General features: G+C 71.1%; 17 protein-coding genes. 7 read left to right on the top strand and 10 right to left on the bottom strand.

The annotated features are described in order from the left end of the window. Positions 1–73: 73 nt before the first annotated feature. Entirely contained in the window at positions 74–2,260 is a 2,187-nt protein-coding gene (locus TBR22_RS03790; protein WP_239491625.1) for a TonB-dependent receptor domain-containing protein, read from the bottom strand. Between the two features lie 229 nt (positions 2,261–2,489). Continuing rightward, a complete protein-coding gene (locus TBR22_RS03785) occupies positions 2,490–2,846 on the bottom strand; it encodes a DUF2946 family protein (RefSeq protein WP_239491624.1) in 357 nt (118 codons plus the stop codon). Between the two features lie 102 nt (positions 2,847–2,948). On the opposite strand from TBR22_RS03785, the gene TBR22_RS03780 reads away from it, so the two are divergent. After that, positions 2,949–4,790 carry a diguanylate cyclase gene (locus tag TBR22_RS03780; protein ID WP_239491623.1) on the top strand — a complete coding sequence of 614 codons (1,842 nt, stop codon included), beginning with the start codon at positions 2,949–2,951 and terminating at the stop codon, positions 4,788–4,790. Between the two features lie 11 nt (positions 4,791–4,801). Here TBR22_RS03780 and TBR22_RS03775 read toward each other — a convergent pair whose 3' ends face one another. Continuing rightward, a complete protein-coding gene (locus TBR22_RS03775) occupies positions 4,802–5,662 on the bottom strand; it encodes a nuclear transport factor 2 family protein (RefSeq protein WP_239491622.1) in 861 nt (286 codons plus the stop codon). Between the two features lie 41 nt (positions 5,663–5,703). Further along, positions 5,704–8,688 carry a M14 metallopeptidase family protein gene (locus TBR22_RS03770; RefSeq protein WP_239491621.1) on the bottom strand — a complete coding sequence of 995 codons (2,985 nt, stop codon included), beginning with the start codon at positions 8,686–8,688 and terminating at the stop codon, positions 5,704–5,706. Here TBR22_RS03770 and TBR22_RS03765 point away from each other — a divergent pair. Together TBR22_RS03765 and TBR22_RS03760 are read left to right on the top strand one after the other, a co-directional pair. Further along, the gene (locus TBR22_RS03765; protein WP_239491620.1) at positions 8,618–9,373 is read left to right on the top strand and encodes an SGNH/GDSL hydrolase family protein; all 756 of its coding nucleotides are present in this window, start codon (positions 8,618–8,620) and stop codon (positions 9,371–9,373) included. The two genes, TBR22_RS03770 and TBR22_RS03765, sit on opposite strands and share 71 nt — an antisense overlap. Further along, positions 9,370–9,900 (top strand): GNAT family N-acetyltransferase, encoded by a 531-nt coding sequence (locus TBR22_RS03760; RefSeq protein ID WP_239491619.1) that lies wholly within the window; start codon positions 9,370–9,372, stop codon positions 9,898–9,900. Before TBR22_RS03765 ends, TBR22_RS03760 begins: the two co-directional genes overlap by 4 nt. Before the next feature lie 132 nt (positions 9,901–10,032). On the opposite strand, the gene TBR22_RS03755 is transcribed toward TBR22_RS03760, so the two are convergent. Further along, on the bottom strand, positions 10,033–12,726 hold the full coding sequence (locus TBR22_RS03755) for a M14 family metallopeptidase (protein WP_239491618.1): 2,694 nt from the start codon (positions 12,724–12,726) through the stop codon (positions 10,033–10,035). Beyond that, the gene (locus tag TBR22_RS03750) at positions 12,723–13,631 is read right to left on the bottom strand and encodes a sugar phosphate isomerase/epimerase (protein WP_239491617.1); all 909 of its coding nucleotides are present in this window, start codon (positions 13,629–13,631) and stop codon (positions 12,723–12,725) included. The genes TBR22_RS03755 and TBR22_RS03750 overlap by 4 nt, the downstream gene beginning before the upstream one ends. 139 nt (positions 13,632–13,770) lie before the next feature. Here TBR22_RS03750 and TBR22_RS03745 point away from each other — a divergent pair, with 139 nt between their 5' ends. Together TBR22_RS03745 and TBR22_RS03740 are read left to right on the top strand one after the other, a co-directional pair. Next, positions 13,771–15,624 (top strand): serine/threonine-protein kinase, encoded by a 1,854-nt coding sequence (locus TBR22_RS03745; protein WP_239491616.1) that lies wholly within the window; start codon positions 13,771–13,773, stop codon positions 15,622–15,624. A 277-nt stretch (positions 15,625–15,901) separates the two neighbouring features. Then, a complete protein-coding gene (locus tag TBR22_RS03740) occupies positions 15,902–16,513 on the top strand; it encodes a PP2C family serine/threonine-protein phosphatase (protein ID WP_239491615.1) in 612 nt (203 codons plus the stop codon). Positions 16,514–16,546: 33 nt separating this feature from the next. Here TBR22_RS03740 and TBR22_RS03735 read toward each other — a convergent pair whose 3' ends face one another. Beyond that, positions 16,547–19,840, bottom strand: coding sequence for a S41 family peptidase (locus tag TBR22_RS03735; protein WP_239491614.1), 3,294 nt, complete (start codon positions 19,838–19,840; stop codon positions 16,547–16,549). 89 nt (positions 19,841–19,929) lie between these two features. Further along, entirely contained in the window at positions 19,930–20,829 is a 900-nt protein-coding gene (locus tag TBR22_RS03730) for an SCO family protein (protein WP_239491613.1), read from the bottom strand. 68 nt (positions 20,830–20,897) lie between these two features. On the opposite strand from TBR22_RS03730, the gene TBR22_RS03725 reads away from it, so the two are divergent. Further along, positions 20,898–22,115 carry a hypothetical protein gene (locus tag TBR22_RS03725; RefSeq protein ID WP_239491612.1) on the top strand — a complete coding sequence of 406 codons (1,218 nt, stop codon included), beginning with the start codon at positions 20,898–20,900 and terminating at the stop codon, positions 22,113–22,115. Between the two features lie 43 nt (positions 22,116–22,158). Here the strand turns inward: TBR22_RS03725 and TBR22_RS03720 are convergent, their stop codons facing one another. Together TBR22_RS03720 and TBR22_RS03715 are read right to left on the bottom strand one after the other, a co-directional pair. Then, entirely contained in the window at positions 22,159–22,950 is a 792-nt protein-coding gene (locus TBR22_RS03720) for a class I SAM-dependent methyltransferase (protein ID WP_239491611.1), read from the bottom strand. Positions 22,951–23,028: 78 nt separating this feature from the next. Further along, the gene (locus TBR22_RS03715) at positions 23,029–23,844 is read right to left on the bottom strand and encodes a mannosyl-3-phosphoglycerate phosphatase (protein WP_239491610.1); all 816 of its coding nucleotides are present in this window, start codon (positions 23,842–23,844) and stop codon (positions 23,029–23,031) included. A gap of 125 nt (positions 23,845–23,969) precedes the next feature. Between TBR22_RS03715 and TBR22_RS03710 the strand changes: the two genes are divergently transcribed. Further along, the gene (locus tag TBR22_RS03710; RefSeq protein WP_239491609.1) at positions 23,970–25,415 is read left to right on the top strand and encodes an aldehyde dehydrogenase family protein; all 1,446 of its coding nucleotides are present in this window, start codon (positions 23,970–23,972) and stop codon (positions 25,413–25,415) included. Positions 25,416–25,521 lie beyond the last annotated feature (106 nt).

The raw sequence follows: 25,521 nt of genomic DNA, 5'->3' as shown, positions 1-25,521 counted from the left end.
TCACGCGAGCGTCGCGATGACGCTCGCGTGAGAACGTTGGCGCCCGAGGCCGCGTCAGCAGCCGGAGGGGCGCCTAGAACTTGATGCTCCAGGTGATGCGCGCGTTGCGGCCCATCTCCGGCACGATGTCCTTCACCAGGCTGAGGTGATTGCGGTACAGCTCGTTGGTGACGTTGTCGAAGCGGCCGGAGATCGTGTGCACCACGCGGCCGGCCTGCAGCGAGTACGCGCCGAACAGGCGCAGCGTCGTGTAGCCGTCGGTCGGCGTCTCCACGCCGTAGACGCGCTCCTGGCTGGCCGCGCTCACCACCTGGGCACCGGCCTGCAGCGCGTTCCGGTGGTAGCGCACGCCCCCGGTGAAGCGCACCGGAGGGATGCGCGGCAGCGGGTCACCGCTGTCGCGCTGCGAGCCGTGGACCGTGTCGATGCCGGCCTCGAGGTGGAAGCCTGCCGCGACGTCGATGTCGGCGTGCGCCTCGATGCCCTGCAGGCGCGCGTCGCGGCCGATGAACTCCACGTACGGGTACTCCTCGACCTCGCCCTCGTGCTCGTGGTCCTCGCCGTGCCCGGCCTCCGGGAAGCGCTCCTCGAATTCCTCCTCGGAGATCTCGTTGCGGAAGATGTAGTTGTCGATGGTGTTGTTGAAGTACGTCACCTCGGCCGACACCCTCGGCAAGCGCACGCGATAGGACACGTCGAGGCCGTAGGCGACCTCGGACTCGAGGTCCTGGTTGCCGATCTCGAAGGCGATGTTGCCGGCATGCTCGCCGAAGAAGTACAGCTCCTCGAGCGCCGGGTTGCGGGCCGCTCGCGCGAAGCTCACCGCGAGCGTCGATTGCTCCGAGGGCCGGAAGAGCGAGCCGACCGAGAACGAGACGTTGTCGAACGTCCGGGGGCGCAGGCCGCCCTCGGGAGAGTAGCCGGTGTGGTCGTAGCGGCCGCCGAACTGCAGCGTCAGGTGCGACCACGCGACTTCCTGGTACGAGAAGGCCGAGAACACCGTCTGTTCGACGCGCGGCGAGAGCGCCTCCTCGCCGATGGCCTCGAAGGCGCGCGCGTATCCCGACACGCCGACCGTCCCCGTCATCCGCCCGATCGGCGCGTGCGTCGCCCGCAGGTCCAGATCGAGCAGGTCGTTGTGGAAGGCCGTGCCGATGGCGTCACCCTCGATCTCGTCGTGCCGATAGCGGTGGTAGGCCACCGACCCGCGCACCGAGCTGAAGGGGCCCTGCAGGTTCCGGAACTCGCCGCGCGTGTTGTACACCTGCCGACGCGGGGTCAGTTCGATCTCGCCCCCGTGCACGACGGGCACGCCATACCGCGTGTCGTCGAGTTGCACGCCTGCGCCGAGGTAGCTGTCGGCCGTTGTCCTGGCGACGCCCACGCTGCCGAACGAACCCCGCGACTGCGAATTGTCCACCGGCCCCTCAGGCGTGTCGTACTCGCCGGACCGACGGGTCGAGGCCCCGAGGTTGAGCGCCCACCGTCCGTTGCCCAGGGTCAGGTCTCCGGCCACGCTCGCCTGCCCGGCGTTGGTGGCCAGGTCGACCTGCGTGTTGCCCATCGGCCGGGTCACCGGCTGCTTCGGAATCTGGTTGTCGATGACGTTGACCAGGCCGCCGATGGCGTTGGCCCCGTACAGGAGCGTGGCAGGGCCGCGCACGACCTCGACCTGCGTCGCCGCCGCCGGGTTGATCGTCACGCCGTGGTCACCGGACTGGCTCGAGAGGTCGCCCGTCCGCTGGCTGTTCTGCATGATCAGCACGCGGTCGCCATCCTGCCCGCGGATGATCGGGCGCGACGGCCCGGGGCCGAGCGACCGCTCCGCCACGCCCGGCTCGTTGCGCAGCAGGCCGCCGAGCGAGGCCTCGGTCTTCAGGTCGAGTTCCTGGCCCGACAGGACCGAGGTCGGCTGGTACGACTCGAACGGATCACGCGGCGCCGGGCCGACGGTGACCGCCTCGGCGTAGTGCAGGTCGTCCTGCAGGACGATCTCGATCGGGCCGGTGGCGGCGCTGGCCGACACCTCCCGACGGCTCGGAAGGAAGCCCGGCGCGCTGGCCCGCACGTGCACGACGCCCGTCGCCGGGATCGCGATGGCGAAGGCACCGGCGTCGTCGGTCACGGCCATCGTGCCGCGTTCCTCGACGGTGATGGTCACGCCCGGAAGGGCGGTCTTGGTCTCGCCGGCGACGACGCGGCCGCGGACCTGGGCTTCCCCAGCGGGCTGGGCGAGAGACGGGACGGCGGCCAGCGCCACCAGGACGCAAGCGGCCGCACACCGCCGGAGGACACGGCGGAGGTCCGCCGAAGGGAACATACCGATACGCACCATTGAACCAGGCTCCACACGCAGCGTGGCGACGCGGCGATGGGCGCGCGTCATGACGGCAGTGCATGCGCATGCCGTCGGCGCGGTCCCGCTGCGGACCCGCGCCTCGTTCACTGTCGACAAATGGGGGACGGAAACCGGTCGGCCGGACGGCCGATCAGGCGCGGGCGGGCGGGGCGCGCGCGGGAAGCGCGGCGCGGGAGTCGGAGCGGGGCGCCCCCTCCTGCAACTCCACCCACACGATGGGCGTGCTGGAAGGCGCCTGCGGGTGCGTGGCGGCGTCGACCCGGCCGAACCGGTGCGACGACGCCGTCTGGCAATAGAGGCAGTGTCGATCGGGGGCAGCCTCGGCGAGGGCCCCCGCGGAGATGCCGTGGTCGGTGGCATCGTGCGCCACGGCGGAGAGGTGCGTGTCCTCACCGGTCGGATGACCGGAAAGGATCAGGCCCGCAGGTCCCGCTGGGGCGAACACCAGCAGGCACACGAGCCACAGCGCCCGCAGGCGGGTCGCCAACGCCACTCCCATCCCCTCAGACTGACATCCCGCCGGAGCACGCGTCAAGGCAGGCCGTTGCCGCGAAGTCGCGCGCCGGGGGATACTGTGGCGGTAGTGTCCGTGACCTCGCCTCCTTCCCGGTTGCTGGCCCTGGCCGCGACCTGTGCCGTCGTCGGCACGCTGCTGCTCGCCGCCGGACAGGCTGTCGCCGGTGCGCTGGTGGTCGGCGCAGGGATAGGCATCGCGGTGGTGGCGGTCCTCGGCCTGCGCGTCGACCGGAATGCCGGGCGAGCGCCAGCGGTGGGGTACGTCCATGCGTCGCTGGTCGAGGCCCTCGCGGGCGCCATCGACGCCAAGCACGACCCGTCGGGCACCCGGTTGACCCGCCGCCGGACCTGGGCCACCCAGCTCGCCCAGGCCGTCGGCCTGCCGGCTTCCGACATCGAGGCCGTCCGCACGGCGGCCCTGCTGCTCGACATCGGGCAGCTCGCCGTCCCGGATCACATCCTGGCCAAGCCGGGGCCGCTGTCGGTCGAGGAGTTCCACAAGATCCGCATCCACCCGCAGGTCAGCGCCGACCTGATCAGCGGCGTGCCCCTGCCGCCAAACGTCGCCGGGTTCGTGCGGTCCCACCACGAGCGCTGGGACGGCAAGGGGTACCCCGAAGGCCTGGCCAAGGAAGCCATTCCCGTCGGGGCACGCGTGCTCGCCGTGGTCGACTGCTACGACGCCCTGGTGAGCGAGCGGCCGTACCGCGATCGCCTCACCCGGGAAGCCGCCGTCGCCGTGCTGCGCGAAGAGGAAGGCAAGTCGCTCGACCCGGCCATCGTCGAGCGGTTCATCACGCTGCTGCCGACCATCGACGCAGGTGCTGGTCCCGCCGTGGTCACGACCGACGCGTCGCTGGGATCGATCGTCTCGGCACGGCGCGAGGACGTCGCGCTGTTCGAGATCTCCCAGGCAATCAGCGCCGGGCTCGGCGTGGAGGGCACGGCGCAGTTGCTCGCCCAGAAGCTCCGGCGCGTGATTCCGTATTCGAGCGCGGCGCTCTACCTGCACGACCCCGAGGCGCGGCTGTTCAAGGCGGCATTCACCGAGGGCATCGAGGCCGAGATGCTGGCGACCGTGCAGGTGGCCACCGACGCCGGCATGTTCGGCCAGTCGCTCCGGGAACAGCGGGCGGTGGCCAACGGCGACCCGCAGGCCTGCATGGACGCCCGCGCCGCCGCCGCCACGCGCTTGCGGTCGTCCATCGTGTGTCCCCTGTACGGCGAGCAGAACGAGCTGGTGGGCGCGCTGGCGATCTATCACGTGACGCCCGGCTGCTACACGCAGGACGAGTGCCGCCTGCTCGAGATGGTGGCCCGACAGGCCGGTCCGGTCGTGAGCCACGCCCTGCAGTTGGCGCGCGCGCAGGAAGAGGCGCTCACCGACCCGCTCACGGGCCTGCCCAACACGCGCTTCCTGTGGATGCACCTGACGCAGGAGCTCGCCCGAGCCGCGCGGCAGGCCTCGCGGCTCGCGCTGCTGCTGATCGACGTCGACGACTTCAAGGTCGTCAACGACTCCGAAGGCCACCCCGTCGGCGACCTGGCGCTGCGCGAACTCGCCTCGGTGCTCCGGCAGTCGGTGCGGCCCTACGACGTGTGCGCGCGCTATGGCGGCGACGAGTTCGTGATCATGATGCCCGAGTGCGGCCGCGAGGAGGCCGAGGATCGGCTGCGCCACCTGCAGCAGCAGATCACCCGGCACCAGATGCGGCTGCCGGATGGGCGCTCGTTCACGATGAGCGTGAGCATCGGCGCCGCGGTGTTCCCGCGTGACGGCGACTCGTCGGAGGCGCTGCTGGCCGCCGCCGATGCGCGGATGTACCAGGACAAGCACCGCTGGCGCGAACAGGGCGAGCGACGCCCGGCCGAGCCGATGCCCGCGCTCCCGCGCCCGCCCCTCCACAAGATGTAGGCAGTCTCGAACTACGGGGCGGTCCAGGTGTCCACGTCGAGGACCACCCGCCAGCCCTCCGCCTGGTGCCGCCACACTCGCACGTAGTGGACGGGCGGCGCGTCGGCGCGGGCGCCGGCAAGCGCCAGCCGCCCGTGCGCATAGGCCAGGTCCCCGGACGAGGCGATCTCGAAGGCCTCGGGCGCCGCACTCGTGACGGCGCCTCGTCGGGACAGCAGGGCCACGGCCGCCTCCACGCCTTCGGCCGGCGGGTTGCCGTCGCGATAGACGCGCGCGTGCGGGGCCAGCGCGGCGCGATAGGCCTGCACCTGGTCGACGGCCAGCGCCGCCGTCAGTCGCTTCTCCGCTGCCTCGAGCGAGGCGCGTGCCTGCGCCGCGCTGCCCGCCGACACGGCGGGAGCTGCCGCGGGTCGCCGCGGGGTGACGTCGAGCGACAGCGGCTGCGGCTGCGAGATGCCCAGGTCGACCAGCACCTTCCAGGCCTGCTGTCCGTCGCGTCCCCACACGCTGCAGAAGTAGCCCTGGCGCATCACGGGGCCATCGGCGGCGCGCCGGAACTGATGCGGCCCGGTCGAGTAGCCGAAGTCGCCCGACGCGGCGATGTCGACGACCTCGGGTGCCCAGCTCAACTGCCCTGGCCGTGCCGGGGCGTTGGCGTACAAGGCGTGCCCGTTGACCGGCCCCGGGCTGAACAGGACCGCGCGTTCCGACAGGTGCGCAAGGAAGGCCTCGCGCATCGTCGTCCGCACCGAATGGGCCGCGAAGGCGCGCTCGGCCTCGACGAGCGAGGTCCACGCCTCGGGGGACTGCGCCGGGAGCGTGACCGTTGCCAGCGCCACGGCGCCGGCAGTGATCGACAGGAGGAGCCGCATGACCGGACGGTACGCGGCCCAGGCGCCCCCGGTTCCGGCGGTCAGCGGCTGGCGCCGCGGATGATGCCGTTGAACAGGAACTTGAACGTCCCGTGCGGCTGCGCGCGGAACGTGATCTCCGGCCCGAACAGCACGAGCGAGCCCTTCCCCACCCGCGCCTCGGCGACCGCGACGCCGCCCTGGAGCCGGTCCTGGCCCCACGCCCAGCCACTGCGCAACGGCGTGGCCGAGTCGAACCAGGCGATGGGCCTGAGGCCTGCGGCCGACGCGTCGGGTGGCAGGGTGAACACCGGACTGTTGTCGAAGTAGACGTCGACCTCACTCGACAGCCCGTGCGCGATGGGGTGCGTGGCGTCCACCTTCACGCGCAGGATGGACCCGGGGACGTAGTAGGCCTCCTCGGGCAACGGCGCGCCCCTGGCGTCCACCAGCTTGTTGCCGACCGGGACACCGAGGTGGGCGGCCAGCGAGGTCGACCCGCCGATCGCCAGCACCGCACCACCACCTTCGAGAAACGCCCTCAGCCGCGGCAACGTCGACGCGCCGGAATACGCGCCGATGCGCGCTCGGTACTCCTCGGGCACCGACTCCGGCCGGGGCATCCGCGGCACGCCCCCGTTCCCCTCGGGGATCGCCCCGTCGGGGAGCACGAGCACGTCGTAACGCCCCGCCAGCAGGCCGGCATCGATCTGCGGCGTGTACACCACCTCGTAAGGGAACTCGAACTGCTCGAGCACGAGGCGCAGCCACCCTGACGGCATCGAGCCGCCGTAGCGGTCCCAGAGCGCCAGGCGGACCGGCGTCACCGGGCGACTGCCCGCGATCGCTTCGCGCGAGGTGCCCTCGAAGGAAACGCCCGTCGCACGCGCCACCTCCTCGAGGCGCGCCCGGGTGAGCGGCGTGGCGGCGACGCGGAAGCGCCCGTCGGGCAGCCAGTCGATCGCCTCGCCCTGCTCGAGCAGCCTGTTGATCGCCCGGAACGCCTGGTTGCTCGCGTGGGGGAACACGTAGGCTGCCGACGTCGCCGCGCCGGTGACCTGCCCGGCCGGGATCGGCAACTGGTCGGCGACCTTCTCGAACGGCCCGTCGAACCCGTCGAGGATCCGATCGGCGCGGACCCCCATCTGGAACGCGAGCGTCCAGCCCGCGCTGTCGTATGGCGGGATCGGCGGTCCGCCCGGGTACTGGAAGTCGTCCGGATGATCCTGTGGCTCGAACATGTCGAGCACGTGAGGCCGGAAGGCCTGCGCGGTCTTCACCACGAGTGAGCCGGCCGGGTACGTCGTGCCGCCCACCGTGAAGGGCGCGGCAGCGCGATGCACGGTCACGCCGGCACGGATGAGGGCGTTGGCGAAGGCGATCGCCGTCGGGAAGTCGGGCTGGTCGGCAGGCAGCACGTAGCCGCGCGGGTCACGCAGCGCCGGGTCGCGCAGCACCGAGTCGAACAACGCCCGTGGCGCGCCGCCCGTCCGTCGCCCGGCAAGCGCCCCGCCTGCGGCCTGCTGCACCTTCTGCACGCGTCGCGGATACATCGTCCAGGTGTCGCGCTGCCCGCGCTCGATGGCGTTGCGGCCCATGCGCCAGATGTTGAACAGGAACTGCTCGCGGTAGCGCGAGGCGAGGTCGAGCACGGCGCGGTTGGCCGTGAGCGAGTACTCGACGCTCTGGCGCATGTGCCAGGGCTGCGGGTCGATCGGGAACGGCAGGTCGCCGCCCGGCAGGGTCTTCTCCGGCCGGAACGGGATCTCGATGGGCGTCGGGTTGCCGATCGTCTCGGTGAGCAGCCCGATCATGTTGTGGAAGTACACGGTGGTGCGCAGGCCGCCGTTCCACCAGGTCGAGTAGTTGGACCCGCGCCGCATCGTCACGCCGGGCTTGCCTTCGGCGGCAAAGCGCGTGTGCATCGCCGCACCGACGAGGTCGAGGCTGGTCGGCACCAGCGGGTCGTACACGTAGTTGAAGGGATCGCGGAACGGCGGGGCGAACATCACCGTGCCGATCGGTCCGGTCTGGTGGTGGTTGTAGACGATCTGCGGGAACCACTCGCGGTACAGGACGCGATTCATGTTGGCCGTCTCGGCCAACGCGCTCATGTAGGAGTCGCGGTTGTTGTCGTGCCCGGCGTACTTCTGGTAGAGCCGCGGAAGGTCGTCGAGCGATCGCTTCAGCGGGTCGCGTTCGCGGAGGTACCAGTTGGCGACGAGGTCGTGCCCGTCGGGATTGGCGTGCACGGCCAGCACCACCACGTCGTCGAGGATCCGCCGCGTCTCGGCGTCATCGCCGCTCACGAGCTGGTACACCGTCTCGATCAACTGCTGGGCGCCGAGCGTCTCGTTGGCGTGCAGCCCGCCGTCGATCCACACCACGGCCTTGCCCTCGGCCGCGAGCGCGCGCGCCTCCGCATCGGTGGCCACGTCCTCGGCCAGCGCCAGCCGCCGCGCGATCTCCTTCAACCGCCCGAGCTTGCGATGGTTCTCCGGGGAGGTGATGATGGCCATCCACTGCGTGCGGCCTTCGGCGGTCCGGCCGATGTCCACCAGCGACATCCGATCGGACTCGGCGTCGAGCCGCGACCAGTAGGCCGACAACTGCTCGTATGTCGCGAGCTGGTAGTCGTCGCCGATGGCGAAGCCGAACTGTTCCTTCGGCGACGTCACGCGAACGCCCTGCGCCACGGCTTGCGCCTGGGCCAACGCGGGAACGGCCACGGCCGGACAGGCCAGGGCACCGGCGACGACGAGGGCACGCAGCACGTGCCGTGGACGGAGACGGGACGGGTTCATGGGCATGCGAGGAACGCGGCGCGCGTGCAGCGCGCATGATAGCAGCCGGGGTGGTGGCGCCTGCGCGGCGGCGCTCACCGCGTCGCTGGCGCTCCTGGCCGCCTGTTCCAGCGGTGGCGGCTCGTCGACCACGCCGACCTCTCCGTCGCCGCCGGCCCAGAACGCGCCGGTCGTGTACACCGCGATTGGCGCCAGCGACGCGGCGGGCGTCGGCGCCAGCGTGCCGTGCCTGCCGCTGGCCACCAGTTGCCGCGAGAGCACCGCCTACGTCGGCCTGATCCAGCGTCGGCTGGCCGAGACACGGACGGTCGCGCTGCTGAACCTGGCGCTCCCCGGCGGTGTCCTCGGTCCGGACATCGAGGCCATCGGCGACGAACTCGGGCGCAACATCCCCGGCAACTTCCTCACGCAGCTGGCGCCGTTCGTCCCACCCACGACCACGCTGGTGACGATCTTCGCGGGCGGCAACGACACGAACACCCTGGCGCTGGCCGTGGCGGCCGGTCGCGGAGGCGCCGACCCATCGTCATTCGTCGCCCAGCAGGTGCAGGGCTTTGCGCGCGACTACGGACGCCTCATCGACAGCATCCGCGCCAGGGCACCGGGCGCTTTCATCGTCGTCGCGAACCTGCCGAACTTCGGGGCGCTGCCGTACCTGGAAGGGCGCCCCGTCGCCGAACGGCGCATCGTGCAGGACATAGCGGTGCGCTTGACGCGCGAGGCAATCAATCCGCTCAGCAGCCGGGTGCCCGTCGTCGACCTGATGTGCGAGCCGCGCAGCTATCAGCCGGGCACGTACTCCCCTGACGGCTTCCACCCGAGCGACCAGGGATACGCCCTGGTCGCCGAGACCTTCCTGCAGGCCATCACCTCGGGCACCGCCCCGGCGCCGCCTTCGAGCTGCGCGGCCATGACCCTCGTCGGGTGACCTCCAGCGCCTTCCTCCGCCCGGCGACCACCGACGACGCGGCCGCGATCGCCGACGTGTGCGGGCGCGCGGCGCGGCAGGCCTACGCCCCGTTGGTCTCGCCCGACTACCTCGAGCGCGTGCTCGGTCACTTCTACGGCGTCGAGCGCCTGCGCCGCGAGACGACGCCGACCTCGACGTGGTCAGGGTTCACCGTGGCGCAGGAGGACCGGAGGGTGGTCGGCGTCGCCGGCAGCGGACGCAGCAGCGGGCACGAGGCCACGTGGGAGCTGTTCGTGCTGTACGTGGCGCCCGACGCGCAACGCCGCGGCATCGGGCGGCAGTTGCTCGAGCACGTCGTCGCCGACGCGCAGCGTGCCTCGGCACTGTGCCTGCAGGCTGCGGTGATGCCGGGCAACCTGCAGGCGATGCGCTTCTACGAGTCGTGCGGCTTCGCGGCCGCTGGCACGCGCCCCATCTACGCTCCGCACGGAGAACAGGGGGGACCGCCAGAAGCGCTCATCTACGAACGCATGCTGGCAATCTGAAATTCGGAATTCGAAATTGGTCGGCGGCTCGGCCATCAGGCCTTCGCTCGCTCGCGGCATCCCGAGGCGCGTGGCCGAAGGCCCGCGCCAGGAGAATTTCGAATTTCAAATTTCAAATTGCCAGGTTCGTCCTCAGTGCGCGGGGCCGAGCAGCACCGCGTTGATGAACAGCAGCTCCGTGCCCTCGGTGAAGGCGCGGAAGTTCGGGTCCTCGGCAAACGCGATCACGTGACCGCGGCCACGCGGCTGCGCGATCACCGCGGCCTTGTTGGCCAGTTGCGCCTTCGCCTCGGGCCACACCAGACCCGCGGCGACCGCGTCGTCGCCGGCCGCCCAGGTCGCGACGTTGCGGCCCTTGTCGAGCGTGATGGGCGTGAAGATCCGCGAACCCTCGACCATGCCGTGGATGTCGCCGTCGGTGCCCGCGGCGAGCCAGTGCTCGCGATCGAGGTTGGCCTTGACCAGCGCTCCCGACGTGGCAAACGGCGGCTCGTCCTTCGGCAGCGTCGCCTTCTCGAGATCCAGCGGCTTGCTGCTGTCGCCGGACGTGCTGCCCTGGCCGCTCGAGGGGCGGTTGCCGCCCGGGCCACCCGTGCCGCCCGTGGCTCCACCTTCCGGCCGGCCATCACGCAACTCCGTGGTCGTGTCGAGCAGGTTCACGCCGTCGCGCGTCGCCCACCGGCTCGCCTCGGCGATGGTGATCAGCGTGCCGCCAGCCGACACCCAGTCCTTCAGCCGCTGCAGCGCGGGACCGTTGAGGCCCTGCTGGTAGTTCCCCGACGGCAGCACCACGACGTCGAAGCGCGTGAGATCGGCCATGCCGAACGCGTTCACCCGCACCGCCGAGACGCGCTGGCCGAAGCGTCGTTCGAGCACGTATCGCGCCCAGCCGGCGCTCTGCGACGAGGTGGGCGTGTCCCAGGCCAGCAGCACGCGCGGCGCCTTGAGGGCGACGACGCGGTTGCTGCCCAGCGAGATGCCGCCCTCGGTGAAGGCCGAGTCGACCGGCACGACCTCGGCGTGGTGCTCGGCGGCCAGGCGCCCCAGCACGGCCGCGAGGTCCTCGCCATTCTCCGACGTCCGCACGATGGCGGTGCCGGCAGGATAGGCGCGGCCAGCGAGCGTGAAGCCCTGGTCGGCGAAGCGCACGCGGACGCCTGCCTTCTGCGCGGCGACGACGAGGCTCGCGGTGCCCAGCCCCCACGGCATCAGGTAGCCGACCTTCGCGACCGGCACCGTCATGGCGGCCGGCGCGGCGGCGGGCCTGGTGCGCAGGGTGGCGACCGGGCGATCGAACGCCACGACCTCGACGTCATAGGCCGACGGCAGGTGCCAGCCGGTGACGTCGTACATCTGGTCGGGCAGCCGCTTCTTGCGCAGGCGATCCTGCTCCTTCACGAAGGCCTCGGGCTGCGCGATGGCCGGATCGAGGAGGTTCACCAGCAGCCGTCCCGCAGGCTGTGCGGCGGGCACCACGTAGGTGCCGGCCGCCAGCGTCCGCGTGCCCATGGCGATCGCCTCGGTGGCCTGCTGCACGTCGAAGCCCTGGTCACGCAGCAGCTGCGCGAAACGATGCGCCCGCGCCGGGTCGGCGCCGACCGGGATCAGCCAGGCCCGCGTGCGCCCCTTGTCGCCCTCGGCGATCGCGCTGCGGCGGTAGTCGACGAAGTCCTTCAGGATCTGCCGGCGATTGGCCGCCGACGTCGCCAGCGTGGTGATCGCCGACGTGAAGTGGCGCAGCACCCCGTCGCGGTAGGTCAGCAGGTCGTCGTCGGTGCGGCGCCACACGAGGCCGCGCGCCGACGCCATCTCGTACGTCATGCCGATCGACCCGTGGAAGATGGGCCACGACTCGCCGTACCCCGGGTAGAACGAGTCGTACACCTCGCGGTTGAAGTACGCGAAGCCGCGCTCGTCGAACTTCGCCGCGTTGGCCTTGCCGATGGTGTTGAACCAGCCCACCTGCTGCGGCGTGATGTACGGATTGAGCGGATCGGCCGGCGGCGCGAAGTAGTAGGACGAGTCGCCGCCCATCTCGTGCAGGTCGACGACGACCTGCGGGAACCACTGCAGGTAGAACTTCGTGCGCCCGCGGGTCTCGGCCTGCGACTGCGCGAACCAGTCGCGGTTCATGTCGAACAGGTAGTGGTTCGACCGGCCGCCGGGCCACGGCTCGTTGTGCTCGGCCGAGAAGGGCTCCGGATCGGGATCGGGCCCCATCGCCTGCGTGTTCGAGGCGACGAACCGTGCCCGGCCGTCGGGATTCTCGAGCGGGTCGATGAGCACCAGCGTCTCGCGGAGGATGGCGTCCACCTGCGCGTCCCCCTGGGCGGCGAGCAGGTGGTAGGCCTCGAGCAACGCGGCGTCGACCGACGAGATCTCGTTGCCGTGCACGGCATGCATCAGCCACACGCCGACCGGCAGCGACCCGACCAGCCGTTCCTCCTCACCGGCCGCGAGGCCGCGCGGGTCGGCGAGCTTCTTCAGGCCCGCCTGCACGCTGTCGAGTTGCGCGATGCGATCCGCCGAGGCGATCGCCAGCACCACGAGCGGACGGCCTTCCCACGTCCGACCGTACTCGATGAACCGCGTGCGCGTCGGCGCGGCCTGCGCCAGCGCCTTCAGGTAGGTGATCACGCCGTCGGGGGGCGTGATGCGCGCGCCCGGCTCGTGTCCGAGCACCTGTTGCAGGGTGGGAATCGCCGCGTCGTAGCGGGTGCCCGGGGCGAAGGCCAATGGCGCCTTCGCGGGCTGGGCGGAAGACGGCGAGGCCGCCATGCCCGAGAGCATGACGGCCAGGGAGGTCGCAAGAACGGGTCTGATCACAGATAGCCCTGGAGGTGCCGCTCGAGGAGCGCCTTGGTCGCCTTGATGCCGTCGGGCTCACTCAGCACCGAGCCCTCGTACTCGATGCCGATGAAGCCGCGGTACTTCGAGGCAATCACGATGTCGAGCATCTTCTTGTAGTCGGTGTGGGTCTCGTTGCCCTGCGCGTCGAAGTCGTGCGTCTTGGCGCTCACGCCCTTCGCATAGGGAATGAGTTCCGACACGCCCTTGTAGCGGTCGTACTCCTCGTCCTTGCTGACGCGGAAGTTGCCGAAGTCTGGCAACGTCCCCACGCCGGGCAGGCCCACCAGCTTCATCACGCCCGACAGCCACTGCCCGTTGCTCGACAACCCGCCGTGGTTCTCGACGATGACGCTGATGCCCTGCGTGGCGCCGTACTCGCCGACGCGACGCAGCCCGTCGGCGGCCAGCTTCTGTTGCTCGGCATACTCGCCACGGCTCGCGGCGTTGACCCGGATGGCATGGCAGCCCAGGAACTTCGCGGCATCGATCCAGGGCTTGTGGTTCTCCACCGCCCTGGTCCGCTCGGCCTGGTCCGGAGCGCCGAGCATGCCCTCGCCGTCGATCATGATGAGGACGTTCTTCAGCCCGTAGCCCTCCGCGCGCTTCTTCAGGTCCGACAGGTAGGCCGTGTCCTTGGCCTTGTCCTTGAAGAACTGGTTCACGTACTCGAGGCCCGTGACGCCGTACTCCTCCTTGGCCAGGCGCGGGAAGTCGAGGTTGGTGATCTGCTTGGCGAACAGCGCCTTGTGCAGCGACCACTCGGCCAGTGAGATGGCGAAACGGCCCTTTTCGGGGGCGGCCATCGCGAACGACAGGTCGGATGCCGCGATCGCGGCACCCGCAACCGAGGCGGTCCTGAGGAAATCACGTCGCGTGAACATGGGAAGACTCCGGATTCGGCGTTATTTCGCCACGACGCGTCGTGGCCTGTCAAAGCTATACTGCGCGCCGGGACCACGCGTTTCGCCGCCTGCAGCAGACGCGACGAGGGCCGTGCGCGCGGCGCGCACAGGAGCGGGGATGATCGGCACACGACTCGGGCAGTACCGGATCGACGCCCTCCTCGGGCAGGGCGGCATGGGTGCCGTCTACCTGGCCACCGACGAGATGCTCGGCCGGCAGGTGGCCATCAAGGTCCTGCGCGAGGACGCCGACGCGCAGGGGACCGCCACGGAGCGGTTCCGCAGCGAGGCGCAGATCCTCGCCCGACTCGACCACCCCCACATCCTCCGCCTCTACGGCTTCTCGCAGCACGAGGGCGTGCTGTACATGGTGACCGAGTTCGTCAGGGGCGAGGCGCTCCAGAAGCGGCTCGAGCGCGGCGAGCCCCTCGACGTGCCCCAGGTGGTGACGTGGGCCGGCCACGTCCTCGATGCCCTCGAGTATGCGCACGAGCTCGGCGTCGTCCACCGTGACATCAAGCCCGCCAACATCCTGATCGACGAGCGCAACCGGGCCCGACTGCTCGACTTCGGCATTGCCCGCATCGTCGGCACCGAGGGGCCGACGCAGACCGGGCACGCCGTCGGGACGCTGACCTACATGGCGCCCGAGCAGGTCCTCGACGAGGACATCGACGGACGCGCCGACATCTACGCGTTCGCGGTGGTCCTCTGCCAGATGCTGGCCGGAAGGCGGCCGTACCGGGCAACCACGACGGCTGGACTCATCCGCGAGATCGTCGATGGTCCGGCTCCAGACGTCGCAAGCCTGTTGCCGCCGCAGGCGGCCGCGTTCGTGCCGGTGCTCCTGCGTGCCCTGGCTCGCCATCCGATCGATCGCACGCCGACCGCCGCCCGGATGCGGCAGGAACTGCAGGCGGCAGCGACGACGCCGGTCCTCGCCCCGCCGCCGCTGCCGCCGCTCGTGGAGGTCGCCATCCCGACCGCGACCGGCCATGTCGCTCCCGGTACGGGGAGCCACGTGACCGGCAGCGCCGCCTCGCTGCCGGTGGACCGTTCGCGGACCGTGACGGCGCCCGTCGCTCCAACGACCGGAGAAGCGCCCGTCGTGCCGCCGATGGCCGCACCGCCGCCGGTCGTGCCTCCGCCGGCCGGTGTGCCCGTGGCACGCACGCGGAAGGTCGGCGCCCTCGCGTACGCCATTCCCGTGGTGCTCCTGGTCGGCGCAGCAGGCGCCGGCTGGGCGATGTTCGGACGCACCCGCCTGGTCACGCCGAGGATCGTCTCGGCGCCCGTCGCGAGCAGCGGCGCGTCGGCCGAGACCCCGGCGCAATCGCCCGCGGCGGTCCGCGAAACGCCACCGATGCCGCAGGGCGAGGCGACGACGCCAGCCGTGGAAGGCGAGAGTCCGGCGGCCGACGCGTCACCTGCCGCTCCCACTGCGCGCGCCTCCGCAAGCCGCCCGTCGGCGGGCGTTGCCGTCAAGGGCACCGCCGCCCCGCGCGTCGGCACGGGCGTCACGGCGGCGCCAGAGGCCGCTGCGACTGCGGCCCCGGCGACGGCGGCACCGGGGCCCGCGCCGGAACCCGCCCCCGAGCCGCCGCCCACGCCCGCGGCCGCGCCGGCGCCAACGGCCGTCCCTGCGACCATCGAGTTCAAGGATCTGATCCTGATGGACCGTGTGGACGACGAGGACGAGGAGATCGACGTCTCGGTGCGCCTCGACCAGAAGCGGGTGGTGGTGCTCGATGAGGACGGCGTCGCCAAGCGCTCCATCGCCTACGACGCAATCGCCCGCGCCACGTACAACACCCGCAAGCCCGGACGGTTCTCGCTGCGTCGTGGGCCCAGCCACTGGCTCACGCTGGAGGTCGGCACCACGCCCATCGTGCTGCGCCTCAACGGCAGGTCCTACGAACAGGTGCTCACGACCCTCGCCGGCCACGGCGTGCACGTCGAGCGGCAGCCGTAGGGATACGAGTGACAAGGGACAGGGACGCCAGTCACAAGGAATGCAAGGGACAGGCGGCAAGCCCTCAGGGACAAGGGAGGAGCCGCCTCTCGAGCCTTCCCCTGTCCCTCGGACTCCGTTGTCTCTGGCGTCCTTGCCCCCGGTCCCTCGGACTCCCTCGTCCCTCGCGTCCTTGCCCCTCGTCCCTTGTACTCCTTGTCCCTCGCGTACTTCTCCCTCGTCCCCTGGTCCCGCCGGCCCATTGCAGCCGCCGCCCTTCCCTGCCGATATCCGCGACGTGAAGGTCGAGTGTTACGGCGCCAGCCGGCCACGCGACGGCGGGACGGTGAACGAGGACGCCTACTGGATCTGGCGCCCCTCCTCCATCGTCGCGGCCCTGTGCGACGGTGCGGGCGCCGCGCAGCACTGCGCCGCCCACGTGCTGCGCCTGTTCGCGCGGCAGATCGAAGGCGGGCTGTTGCAGGTGCAGAGCTTTCCGGCGTGGGCCCACTGGGTCCGCAGCACGGATGGCGCGCTGGCGGGCGGCAGCGAGACGACCTTCGTCGGCATCGCGGTCGTGGGAGACCGGGTGCTCGGGGCCTACACCGGCGACTCCCGGGCGTACCTGGTCAACGAAACGGGATGCCGGATCCTCTCGGAGCAGCCGGGACGACGCATCGGTTCCGGCGAGGCCGAGGCCTCACCGATCCACGAACCGCTCGATCCGCACGACACGCTGCTCCTCATGAGCGACGGCGCGTGGACCCCCCTGCCGCTCACCATCGTCCATCGCACGGTGATGGCGGCGCGGATGCAGGACTTCGCCGACCTGCCGTCGATGCTGATCGACGTCGCCGGCAAGCACGGCCGCGCCGACGACATGACCGTCGTCGCCCTCCGCCGCCGTTGATGACGTTTGACGTTTGACGTCTAACGTCAGACGTTACCTGACCGGATCCTTCGGGCGCGCCGGCACCTTCACCGGATTCTTCGCCAGCAGGTCGAGCGCCTCCTTGATGGCGCGCTCGAGCTGCGGATCCCGACCGGCGATGACGTCGGCGGGCGTCTGGTCCACCTCGATGTCGGCGGGCACACCCTCGTTCTCCACCACCCAGCCCTCGTCGGTGAAGATCGCGAGGTTGGGGGCCGTCACCGTGCCGCCGTCCATCAGCACGGGGTAGCCGAGGATCCCGACCAGGCCACCCCACGTCCGCTTGCCGACGATCGGACCGAGCGAGAACTTGCGGAACATCCAGGGCAGCAGATCGCCACCCGAGCCCGCCGTCTCGTCGGTGATCATCACCTTGGGCCCGAGGATTGCCGCGGCCGGCGTGCGGATCGGGTCGCCGTGGCGCGTCGCCCAGTAGCTGACGAGCGGCCGGCGCAGCAGGTCGATGTAGTAGTCGGCCACCTGACCGCCGCCGTTGAAGCGCTCGTCGACGATGACCGCCTCGCGATTGGTCTGCGGGTAGAAGTAGCGCTTGAAGTACTCGTGCCCCGCGCCGGCGGTGTTGGGCACGTACACGTACGCGACGCGTCCCTGCGTGGCCTCGGTCACCTTGCGCAGGTTGCCCTCCACCCAGTCGCGGTTGCGGAGCGCCGCCTCGCTCTCGATGGGCACCACCGAGACCGTGCGCGAGCCGCTGCCGTCGGCGTTCGGTCCCACGGTGATCTCGACGAGCTTGCCGGCGGTGTTCTCGAACGGCGCGTACACGTTGGTCGTCGTGGCGCGCAGGTCGACGCCGTTGACCGCGAGCAGGTACTCGCCGGCCTTGACGTCCACGCCCGGCTCGGTGAGCGGCGATCGGAGCGCCGGCGTCCAGTTCAGCCCCCCGTACACCTTGCGGATCCGGTAGCGGTCGTCGACCACCTCGAAGTCGGCGCCGAGAAGGCCGCCCGGCACGATGCCCGGCTTGCGACGTACGTCGCCGCCGCCGCCGTACGAGTGGCCGACGGCCAGTTCGCTGAGCATCCACTGGATCACGCGCGCCAGGTCGGCGCGGTGCGCGAGGTGCGGCAGGAACTGGGCATACTTCTTCCGCATCGCGGGCCAGTCGCGCCCGTGGTAGTTGGTCGCGTAGAAGTAGTCGCGATTGATGCGCCAGGCCTCGTCGAAGATCTGGGGCCACTCGGCCTGCGGGTCGATGCGCACCTGCACCGCCTCGACGTTCACCTTGCCCTCGCTGCCGTCGGTCTTCTTGGACGCCGGGACGACGTGGAACGACGAACCGTTGCGGTACAGCAGCTTCTTGCCGTCGGCGGTCACGGTGTAGCCCTCGGCCGCGGGTACCAACGTCTCGACCTTGCGGGTCTTCAGGGCGAACTGCTGCAGCGACGACTTGCCGTCGGCACTCCGCAGGAACAGCACGGTGCCGGGCTCTCCGGGCTGCAGCGCCGAGTACTCGCCGGCCGGCACCGGCAGCGCGACGATGCGCGAGGCCAGTCCGTCGACGTCGATTACCGTCGCCACCGTCTTTCCGCCGTTCGCACTGGCCCCGTCGTTCCCTTCGGACTTCGATTCCGCCTTCCTGCCCTCGTCGCCAGCCTCGTCCTTCTTGCCCTTCTCCTCGTCGCTCTCCTTGGCCAGCGGCGACGGCTCGCCCTTCTTCAGCACCACGAGGTAGATCGCGCTGGTCGAGCGCATGTCGGCGCTGGCCTGCGAGAACCAGTCACGCACCGGGCCGGCGTCGGTCGAGGCCCGCAGGTACAGGTACTTGCCGTTGCGATCGAACACCGGCTCGCCGACGTCGCTGAGGCCGTCGCTCACCGGGTGCGACTTCTGGGTCTCGGTCGACCACACGTGCGCCGTCTGGATCTGGGTGCGGGTGGTGGTCGTGTAGGCGAGCCACCTGCCGTCGGGCGACCAGCTGTACGACGTGTCGGAGAACGCGCCGGGGCGATAGATCGGCTCGGTGGCGACCCTGGCGATGGCCCCGGTCGCGACGGTGAGCACGTACAGGGTGCGGCCGTTGTCGCGGAACGCGAGACGCGCGCCATCGGGCGACCACAGCAGGCCATCGTAGAAGCCGCTGCCGGCGAGCTTGACGACCATCGGCGCGCCCTTGCCGTCCTGCGGGCGGACGTGCAGGGCGTACTCGCCACCGGCATCGGAGAAGTAGGCGATCTTCTGCCCGTCGGGCGACCAGTCGGGCGATCGCTCGTGCACGTCGACGGTGTTGGTCAGGTTGCGCGGATCGCCCTTCTCGGCCGGCACCGTGACGATCTCCCCGCGATACTCGAGCGCCACCCGGGCCCCCGAAGGCGACACGGCCATGCTGCGGATCCACTCGGGTCCCTTGACGAAGCGCGGACGCAGTTCCACCAGGTCGGCGCCGATGCCGATCGCCAGTCGCCTGGACTGCTTCGACTGCACGTCGTACATGTGCAGCCAGCCCGCCTGCTCGTACAGCACCTTGCCGGCGGCGGCCGCGATGCCGAGCACCGGGAAGTCGGCATGCGAGGTGAGCCGGCTCACCTGCTTGGAGCCCGGCTCGTAGCGATACAGGTTGAACTCGCCGTCGCGGTCCGACCGGAAGTACACCGCGTTGCCCATCCACACGGGGTCGGCGTCGTTGGCCCGCGAGGCCGGCTGCGCGACCTTCTCGGTGGCGTGCGTGCGGGGGTCGTACAGCACGATCGTCGCGACCGACCCGCCTCGGTAGCGCTTCCACTGCAGGAATGCCGGCGCCAGCGGGTTGTACGCGATGCGGCTGCCGTCGGCGGCGTAGCTGGCGCGCGAGGCGTTGGGGATCGGCAAGGCCGACTCCACGCCGCCCTGCACGGGCACGGTGAACAGCTGCGTGTACCGGCCGGTGAACACCGCGCGCGGCGAGGTGAAGAGCACCCGGGCACCGTCTGGCGTGAAGCCCTGTACCACGTCGGGCCCGGGGTGCCACGTGAGGCGGCGCGGGAGGCCGCCGCTGACCGGGACGACGAACACGTCGACGTTGCCGTCGTACTCGGCGCTGAAAGCCAGGTGCGTGCCGTCGGGCGAGAACGCCGGGGCGCGTTCCACGCCCTCGTCGCTGGTCAGCCGGCGGGCATTGCGGCCGTCGTGGTCGGCGACGTACAGGTCGCCGGCGTACGTGAACGCGATGTGCCGCGCGCTGATCGCCGGTTGCGACAGCATCCGGGTGTCGGTGGTGTCGATCGCGGCTGCCGGCAGGCCGGCAGCCAGGACGAGGAACGAGGCGAGGCCGCCGAGGCGGCGCAGGCGCGCAGGCACGGAATGGGGCATGGTGATGGGGCCCGCGGGACGGGCAACCCATTCTCGTACGAGACGACGCGGCGACAAGTTCGCGGTGCCGGCCGGCCCCGGCCCGTCGCTCACCTGGCCGGCAGCAGCGCCATCAGCTCGTTGGTGGTCCACTGGTTGCCACGCAGTACGCCCACCACCCGGCCCTCGCGATCGACGACGGCGGTGCGAAGGCCGTGGGCGATCTCGTTGCGTTCCTTCTCGTAGGTGAGCGTGAAGAACTGCGCCCACGTCCGCACCTGGTCGGGCGTGCCGGTCAGCAGCGACCAGCGTCGGAACGGGTCGCCCTCCTCGCCGGTGATGTGCTGACGGCCGTATTCGGCCAGCACCTCCGGGGTGTCGCGCGTCGGGTCGATCGAGATGGCCACCATCTGGACGTCGTCGCGCCGGCCGGCCTTGCGCAGCCGGGCGGCGGCCTCGTTGAGCCGCGTCATCATCAGCGGGCAGAAGTCCGGCAGCGGGCACCGCGTGTAGATGAAGGTGACGATCACGTCCCGCCCCGCGAAGTCGCGGGCCGTCACCACGCGGCCGGCCTGGTCCCGGAGGGGCGTGGCGGGAAGCGGCGTCCCCGGCGCGGGGCCGATGCCCGCATCGGTGGCGCTCGATGCCCCGCCAGTGGCCTGCTCGCCGGCCGGCGGCTTGCTCAGCGACACCCCCTCGATCCACGACCGGCCCGCGTCCACGACCAGGGTGCCGGTCAGCCGGTCACCGACCCTGGCGACGTCCACGGCCCACGCCTCCTTCACCGGGAAGCTCATCGTCATGGCGTCCATCAGCCCAGGGATGGCCTCGTGCGACACGCTCAGCTGGCGCGCACCGGCATCCACGCCCTTGACGACGCCAGTGAGCGGATAGCGGCGGGCCGTGGCCGACGCTTCGTACGCGGGAGCCCCGGCCCCACCGCTGCAGCCAGGGGCCGCGAGACCGAGCGCGCAGAGGAACGACCACGAGAGGATGTGCTTACGTATCACAGATGGGATCTCCGCGCGGCCGACCTGCTCAGCTTGCGCCGCGCGAGACGGGCGCCAATGATGGCGCGGTGAGCGACTTCTATCAGGTCGGCGTCTTCACCACGATCCACAACCTCGGCACCGCCGAGGCACTCGAGCGTCTCGAGGCCGAACTCGTCGTTCACGGGCGGGCACGACCGACGGCGCTCCTGTTGCCGGCGCTCGTGACCGAGTTCGACGGGCCCGCCATGCCGCGCATCATCGAGGAGTTGGCGCGCGTGCCCTACCTCCGTCGCATCGTCGTCTCGCTGGATCGGGCCGATCGCCAGGGTTTCGACGCCGCTCGCCGCGCCTTCGACGGCGTCACCACGCCCGTCACCATCGTGTGGCACGACGGCCCCCGCCTCCAGAAACTCTACAGCGAAATCCGCGCCGCCGCGCTGCCGATCGGCGAGCAGGGCAAGGGCCGCTCGTGCTGGATGACCTACGGCTACATCCTCGGCGAGGCCGACTGCGACGTCGTCGCCCTGCACGACAGCGACATCGTGACGTACGAGCGCTCGATGCTGGCGCGCCTGTGCTACCCGGTGACCAATCCCACGCTCGGGTATGCCTTCGCCAAGGGCTTCTATCCGCGAGTCGGCAGCAACCGCATGCACGGGCGCGTGACGCGACTGCTGATGACGCCGCTGATCCGCAGCCTCACGCGCATCGTCGGGCCGAGCCCGCTGCTGGCGTACATGGACAGCTTCCGCTACGTGCTCGCCGGCGAGTTCGCGATGGACATCGACCTGGTCCGCGCCGTGCGGATCCCCGGCGACTGGGGACTCGAGGTGGGCATGCTCGGCGAGGTCTACCGGAACACCTCGCTGCGCCGCATCTGCCAGGTGGGCATCGCCGACCGCTACGACCACAAGCACCAGATCGTGTCGCCCACCGATGCGTCCACGGGTCTACTGAAGATGACCGTCGACATCTGCAAGTCGTTGTTCCGACAGCTCGCATCCGAGGGGCTCGTGATGTCGAGCGGGACCTTCCGCACGCTGGAGGCCGCCTACGTGCGCACGGCGGAGGACACGTTGCTGCGGTTCCACCACGACGCGATGCTGAACGGCCTCGAGTTCGACAGGCACGAGGAGGAGAGCGCCGTGGAGGCCTTCGCGCGCGGCGTCCAGATCGCCAGTCGGCAGTTCCTCGAGGACCCGCTCGGCACGCCGCTCATCCCCAACTGGAACCGCGTGATCGCCGCCCTGCCGACGATGCTCGACGACCTGCGCGACGCGGTGCGCGCCGACAACGCGGCGTGAGGTCCGCGGGCTGAACGCCGAGGGCCGGGCGTGAGCCGCGACGCTACTGCGCCGTGAAGACGTACGCCTTCATCGGCAGGCGCATGGGCGCGAACCCGCCCTCGCGCGCCAGGCGCGCCGCCACGAGCTCCACCAGGCGCCGCACGTCGGCGCCCCGCTCCTGCAGCTGCGCGAACATCGGCGAACCGCACATGAGCCCCATGGCCGCGGCGTGCGCCGACGGGCTCTCGGCCACGACCTCGACGGTGTCGGAACGGACGTAGCTGAAGCCCGCCCCGTGCAGCAGCGTGGTCACGAAGTCCACGTCGTGCAGGCCGAACGGCACATGCAGGAACGGCGGTGGGTCGGGCAACGCCTCGGCGACTTCCTCGTGTGCGAACCGGGCGATCGGGTTGTCGTCGAGCGAGCCCCAGGTGCTGAGCACCAGCGTCCCGTCCGGCGTGAGCACCCGACGAGCCTCGCGCAGGCCCGCGGCCTTGTCGGCGAAGAACATCAGCCCGAACTGGCAGAACGCCGCGTGGAAGCTGTGATCGGGGAACGGCAGGGCGAGCGCGTCGGCCTGCCGGCATTCGACCCTGGGGTCGTCGAGCTTGCCCCGGGCAATCTGCAGCATGGCCTCCTGCAGGTCGGTCACCGTCAACGTCGCATCAGGCGCGAGGGCGGCCAGCAGGTGGCGCGAGGCAACGCCCGTGCCTGCGGCGATCTCGAGGACCCGGCTCGCCCGCGCCGGGAGGCGCGCGGCGATGTCGCGTCCGTACGGCTCGAAGAACATCGGCCCGAGCTTGCTGTCGTAGTGCTCCGCGACGGAGCCCGTGAACGCAACCGAATCAGCCACCACGCTCTCCCCTGGAGGTGACGGCCCGCCCGGCCGCCCGTGTCCCTTGAAACGCCGATGCTGGCACGAAACGCACGGTCATGCCGAGGGCCCCGTGCGGGCGAGCCAGTCGAGGACGACGGCCGACCACCCGGCCGGACCCGCGCAGGGGGCATGGACGGACGACGTCAGGGCCTGCACCAGTGCCGGGTGCAGGCCTGAGTCCGGTTGCGGCACGACGGCCGGATCGTCGACGGCCTGCAGCAGCGGGAGGTCGTTGGGCGCGTCGCCGAGGCCGAGCGCGCGGTGGCCGGCCGGGCACGTCGCGCGGACCACCGCGACGGCTGCGCCCTTGTCGGTGGGCCCGAGCAGGTGGAAGAAGCGCCCGCCCCGCGTGACACGCGCGCCGTGCACGCGCGCCGCCGCATCGAGCACCGAGAGCGGCGGGTCGTCGCCGTCGACGAGGAACGGCTGCGAGAACTCGCGTGCCATGGCCAGGGCGGCCGTCGCCGGCGACAGCCCGGTGCGCGAGACGACCTCCTCGACTGGCATGTCGGCGATGGGCCGCAGCCGACCACCCACCGTGGCGGCCACGCGCTCGAGCACGTCGCGGAGCAGGTCGGCGCGCGTGCCGAGGACGACCTGCCACCCATCGTCGGTGGGCAGCGCCGCCGTGGGCACCGCCGGCCAATCCCGCGGGAACCACACCATGCTGCCGTTCTCGACCAGCAGCGGCGCCGGCGCCAGGGCGAGCGCACGCGCGAGTGCCCGCATCTCGGCGAAGGTCTTGCTGCTGCACGGCACCACCGGCACGCCCGCCACGCGGCACGCCTCGAGTGCCTCACGCGCCGGCTCGGCCGAGTACGTGTGGTGATCGAGCAGCGTGCCGTCGAGGTCGGTGAAGATCAGTCGCACGAGTCCAGGCTCCCGGTTTCGGGCACCGTCCCCCCGGCGGGCGGGCCCTTGCGGCTGGCCCTCCGGCGTTCCCGTGACGGCCGGCAGTCCCTGCATCGCAGCATTTCAGTATTACCCTGTCCCCCATGTCCGCTCACCTCAACCTCATCGCCGGCCAGTGGCAGGCGTCTGCGACGGGACGCACCTTCGACAACCGCAACCCCGCCGACGTCGATGACCTCGTCGGCACGTTCCCGGAGTCGTCGGCCGACGACGTGGCGGCCGCGGTGGCGGCGGCACGGGCGGCGCAGCCGGCCTGGGCCGCGATGCCGGCGCCCAAGCGCGGCGACGTGCTCTATCGCGCCGCCAACCTGCTCGAGGCGCGGGCCGACGACATCGCGCGGGAGATGACCCGGGAGGAAGGCAAGACGCTCCCGGAGGCGCGCGGCGAAGTCGGCCGGACGATCAACATCCTCCGTTACTACGGCGGCGAGGGCGCGAGGCTCTTCGGCCGTGTCATCCCCTCGGAGCGCGATCGCGTGTTCATGCACACGTTGCGGGCGCCGCTCGGCGTGGTGGGGGCGATCACGCCGTGGAACTTCCCGATCGCGATTCCCGCGTGGAAGTCGTGCCCGGCGCTGATCAGTGGCAACGCGGTGGTGCTCAAGCCCTCGGAGCTCGCGCCCTTGTGCGCGACCCGCCTGGCCGAGATCCTCGTCGAGGCCGGGCTGCCGGCCGGCGTGCTGAACGTGGTGCACGGCCGTGGCGAGGCCGGCGCAGCGCTCGTGGCGCACGAGCAGGTGCGGGCGATCTCGTTCACGGGCTCGGAGGCGACCGGCGCGAAGGTCGCCGAGGTGTGCGGCAAGCGGAAGGCGCGCGTGCAGCTCGAGATGGGCGGCAAGAACCCGACGATCGTGCTCGCCGATGCCGACCTGGACGAGGCGGCCGGCATCGTGCTCAATGCCGCGTTCGGCTCCACGGGTCAGCGCTGCACGGCGACCTCGCGCGCGATCGTCGAGCGGTCGGTGGTCGAGGCCTTCAGCGAGAAGCTCGTGGCCAGGGCAAAGGCCATGAAGGTGGGACCCGGGCTCGAGGCCGGCATGGAGGTGGGGCCGAGCATCAACGCCGCGCATGCCGATCGCGTGGTGTCCGAAGTGGCCGCCGCCGCGCAGGCCGGCGCCCGCGTGCTGGCCGGAGGCACGCGCCTCACGGAGGGGGCGCTTGGCAAGGGACACTTCGTGGCCCCCACCGTGCTCGGCGACGTCACGCCGCAGATGGCCATCGCGCAGGAGGAGGTGTTCGGCCCGGTCGCCGCGGTGCTGCCCGCCGACGACTTCGAGCACGCCCTCGCGCTGGCCAACGACGTGCGCTTCGGGCTCTCGGCGACGATCTGCACGCGCTCGCTGTCGCGCGCCCTCGAGTTCGCGCAGCGGATCGAGGCCGGCCTGGTGATGGTGAACCTGCCGTCGGCAGGCGTCGAATACCAGGTGGCATTCGGCGGCTCGAAGGCCAGCTCGCTCGGCCCCCGTGAGCAGGGGCCGGAAGCCATCGACTTCTACACGACGCTGAAGACGGTGTACATGAAGTACTAAAACGGGAGTCGGGAGTCGGGAGTCGGGAGTCGGGAGTCGGGAGTCGGGAGTCGGGAGTCGGGAGTCGGGAGTCGGGAAACGAAACGGCTGACGCGAGCCGGCTCCT

Source organism: Luteitalea sp. TBR-22 (assembly GCF_016865485.1).
Lineage (GTDB): Bacteria > Acidobacteriota > Vicinamibacteria > Vicinamibacterales > Vicinamibacteraceae > Luteitalea.
The sequence above is the reverse complement of the archived record's forward strand: the minus strand, read 5'-3'. Positions and strand labels throughout refer to the sequence as shown.